This is a genomic window from Pontiella sp., from assembly GCF_041622395.1.
Classification (GTDB): Bacteria; Verrucomicrobiota; Kiritimatiellia; order Kiritimatiellales; family Pontiellaceae; genus Pontiella.
In genome coordinates this window covers 1-3,668 of record NZ_JBFJYW010000344.1, presented here as the reverse complement: position 1 = coordinate 3,668, position 3,668 = coordinate 1, and the positions used below count along the sequence as shown (strand labels likewise).

Annotated in this window: 4 protein-coding genes; 1 reads left to right on the top strand and 3 read right to left on the bottom strand. The window is 63.1% G+C overall.

Translation table 11 applies throughout. The features are described from left to right. Nucleotides 1-226: 226 nt before the first annotated feature. Nucleotides 227-1,150 carry a 2-dehydropantoate 2-reductase gene (locus ABYO54_RS15210; RefSeq protein ID WP_372809088.1) on the top strand — a complete coding sequence of 308 codons (924 nt, stop codon included), beginning with the start codon at nucleotides 227-229 and terminating at the stop codon, nucleotides 1,148-1,150. Here ABYO54_RS15210 and ABYO54_RS15205 read toward each other — a convergent pair. The 3 genes from ABYO54_RS15205 to ABYO54_RS15195 are packed head-to-tail and all read right to left on the bottom strand — an operon-like array spanning nucleotide 1,147 to nucleotide 3,656. Beyond that, nucleotides 1,147-1,947: a nitroreductase family protein gene (locus tag ABYO54_RS15205; protein ID WP_372809087.1), complete on the bottom strand. Its 801-nt coding sequence runs from the start codon at nucleotides 1,945-1,947 to the stop codon at nucleotides 1,147-1,149. The two genes, ABYO54_RS15210 and ABYO54_RS15205, sit on opposite strands and share 4 nt — an antisense overlap. A gap of 24 nt (nucleotides 1,948-1,971) precedes the next feature. Continuing rightward, nucleotides 1,972-2,607, bottom strand: coding sequence for a flavodoxin family protein (locus ABYO54_RS15200; RefSeq protein ID WP_372809086.1), 636 nt, complete (start codon nucleotides 2,605-2,607; stop codon nucleotides 1,972-1,974). Between the two features lie 50 nt (nucleotides 2,608-2,657). After that, nucleotides 2,658-3,656, bottom strand: a complete 999-nt coding sequence (locus tag ABYO54_RS15195; protein WP_372809085.1) for an alpha/beta fold hydrolase — start codon at nucleotides 3,654-3,656, stop codon at nucleotides 2,658-2,660. Nucleotides 3,657-3,668: the final 12 nt, after the last annotated feature.

Genomic DNA, 3,668 nt, shown 5'->3' with positions numbered 1-3,668 from the left:
TGCCGACCTACGTCGTCCTGGGCGAATAGATCCGGCAAACCCGCCCTTGCGAAGCGGCAAGTGCGATCCGGCGGTTCCATGCGCGCAAGAACTCCGCATACGTGGCGCCGGATTCCAATCCGGTGTTTACCATGCACGCAAAAAACTCCGCATCGGAATGCGGAGCCACGGAAAGGCTCCGCATCTCCTGACGAATGCGCTACGATGCGCGGAACAGGAGAATGCCATGAAGATTGGAATCATCGGCGCGGGCGCGCTCGGGTGCTATTACGGGGCCAAGCTGGCGCGCGGTGGACACCGCGTCGGTTTCATCGCCCGCGGCGCAACGTTGCAGGCTCTGCGCACGCGCGGCGTGTGCGTTCGGCGCGACGCCGAACAGTTTGCGGTCACCGATTTGCAGGCCACCGATCAGGCGAGGGAGGTCGGGCCGGTGGATTTGGTGCTCGTTGCAACGAAGAGCTACGACCTGAAGTCGATTGCCCCGGCCTTGCGGATGCTCAAGGGTCCGGAAACCATCGTCCTGCCGCTTCAAAACGGCGTCGATATCGCCGAGCAACTCGGCGCGCTGACCGAGCCCGCGCATATTCTGGGCGGGCTCACCTACCTGCCCGTATCGACGGTCGAACCGGGCGTGGTGCGGCAGACGGGCGAGGAAAAGCCGATGCTGCTCGGCCCCTTGCGCGCGGCCGATCAACCCGCCGCCGACGCGGCGCTGGGCGCGCTGTGCCAGGCGGGCATCGCCGCTGAAATTCCGGCCGATATCCGGGTTGCGCTGTGGATGAAATTCTTGCTCGCGGTGTGCACCATGGGCGTCCAGTCGGTCTGCGGCCGCCCCATCGGGCCGACCCGCGAGGACCCCGACACGCGCGCGCTCTACACCGCCTGCATGCGGGAAGTGGCCGCCGTCGCGGCCCGGACCGGCGTCGTTCTGCCCGACGACGCCCAGGAACAAATGATGACCGCCATCGATGCCTATCCCGCCAACGTCAAGGCCTCCATGCTTCAGGATCTGGAACATGGAAGGCCGTTGGAACTCGACGCCATGCACGGCACGGTGGTGCGGCTGGGCGAAGCCCTCGGCGTCGCAACCCCGGTCAACCGCTTCATCTACGCGGCCCTCAAGCTTCGGGCCGGGCATTCGATCTCCTAAACGCTGCCGAGCCAGGTGACGTCGGCGGGTTTCCGCGGCGGGACGCGGTGATAGGTTCGCTTGGGGTAGCCCATCATCAGCGCTGCGCAGACCTGGTGTCCGCGGGGGAGGTTCAGTCGCTCGGCGATCGGCCCGTACTGCTGCGCGGCGCGCATGAAATAGCCTGCCCAGCAGCTGCCAAGGCCATAGGCCGTGGCGGCGAGTTCGAGCGCGCTGGCCGCAATGGTGGAATCGATAACGGGCGAAAGGCCATCGCTCGGCGCGGTTGCGATCGCCAGCAGCGGCGCGTTCCGCAGCACCAGATCTTTGCCGGCATCCCAGGCGGTCACCAGCTCCGGCATCCTGTCGATCTCCCGCGCCCATTCGACGGTGAGGCGCGCCAGATCGTGGATCGCGGCCCGGTCGTCCACCAGCAACCAATGGACGGGTTGCTCGTTCTTGGCCGTCGGCGCCCAGCGGACCGGTTCCATCAGCTCCTGCATGTCTTTGCGCGGGACGGGCCGGTCTTTGTATTCGCGGATCGAGCGGCGGTTTTTCAGCAGCGCCGCCATGGCCGGCGGATCGACCACGGCGCCGGTTTGCGCCGGGTCGCACGATTCGGGCGTTTCGCCGTCGAGCGCCAAGGCGCCGACCGGGCAGACGGCCAGGCAGTGGCCGCAGCGCATGCAAAAGGATTCGCCGCCGGGAATCAGATCGGGCACATCGCCGGTTTGTTGGGCCAGCAGGCCGAAGGGGCACTCCACGATACAAAGCCCGCAGGCGGTGCATATTTCCGAATCAATATCGATGAGGTTCATAAACGGTCGGGTTCCGGGTTGGGGTTAGCGAATGAAATGCGTCCAGGCTTTGGCCACCGGCGCCGGTGCGGGGAGCGCCTCTTTGCCGTACTCGATCAGCTTCATGATCCAGGCCATGTTGCGGCCCAGCACCTCCATGATCTGCACGCCTTCGGCGTCTTGCTCGATCTCGCCGGGCGCGAGGCCGTGGGCGACGTTCCAATAATTTGACGTGGGCATGATCATTTCCGAATAGCTGAGGAATTTGTCCAGCCCGTCCACCGTGGGAACGCCCCCGGAGCGGCGCACCGCCGCAACCGATGCGCCGACTTTGTGGCGGAGCAAGCCGCCGTTTACCGACGAGACGAAAAAGGCGCGGTCGAGGAACGACTTCATCGTGCCGGCCACCCCGGAGAAATGGACGGGAGAGCCCAGCAGAATCCCGTCGGCCTCCACCATCTTCCGAATCCAGCCGTTGACCGGGTCGTCCTTGAAAACGCAGCACGCGTCCTGGCTCTTTACGCAGGCTTGGCAGGCGGTGCATCCGTGGAGCCGCTCTTTGCCGACGTGGACCATCTCCGTTTCAATGCCGGCGTTTTCCAACGCGCCAAAGACGTAGTTCATGGCGCGGGCGGTATTCCCGTTTTCATGGGGGCTTCCGTTAAATCCAACTACTTTCATTTTGTTCTCCGTTAAAGAAGGCCGCCGCGAACGCGCGGGCCGGAGGCCGACTATTGCAGTGCTTTTTCGAACTCGGCCACGAACCGATCGAAGGCCTCGATCTGGGGCATGTGGCCGAGCCCTTCGAGTTCGTAGAGCTTGGCGTCCGGGATGGCCGCCGCAGTCTGTTTGCCAAGGTTTTGGTATTGGCCGAGCAGGTAGGTGACGCCCGTTTTTTTCCAGCCCCTTCCCGGGCCGGTGCGGTCGCGCGTGCCGATAATCAGGCGGGTCGGGACCTGCAGCCGGCTCCATTCGTTGCAAACGGGCTGGGTGAAGATCATATCGTAGGTCAAGGCATTGTTCCAGGCGACCTGCGGCCAGTCCGGACTGTTGATCCAGCCGATCTGGAATTCCACCAATTCATCGTAGGCTTCGTCCCATTTTCCATCGTAGTAGAATTTGAGTTGATAGGCTTTGACGCTTTCGGCGGTTTGTTTGAGCTGCGCGGCGTAAAAGAAGTCGATGGGTTTGTACTCGACGTATTCGAGATAGTCTTCCAATCCGATGGGATTGACCAGAATCAACCGTTCGACTTCGTTGCCGTACATCAGCGCATAGCGGGTGGCCAGCATGCCGCCCATCGAATGCCCCACGACAATGGGCTTTTCGATCTTCAGTTTCCGGATCAGCGCCCGCGTGTTATCCGCCAGCTGCGCAAAGCTGAACTGGTAGTGCGCCGGCTTGGACGATTTGCCGAAACCAATCTGATCGGGGATCAGCACCCCGTAGCCGCGCGACTGCAGGAATTGGGCGGTTTGCGCCCAGTAGGCCCCCGAAAAATTCTTGCCATGCAGCAGCACCACCGTCGGCTTCCGGCCATCGCCGCGAAGATGCATGTAGGCCATTTGGAGCGGCTGTTGTTGCGACTCGAATTCAAAGCGTTCGACCGGGAAGGGGTACGGATATCCCTGCAGCTCGGCATCGTAGCTCGCTTCCGTTTGCGCGCCCGCGGATAGGGGGCCACACACCAGCGCAACGGCGAGGCCGCCAATCAGTGAAAACGGTTTCATCGTATTCCTCCT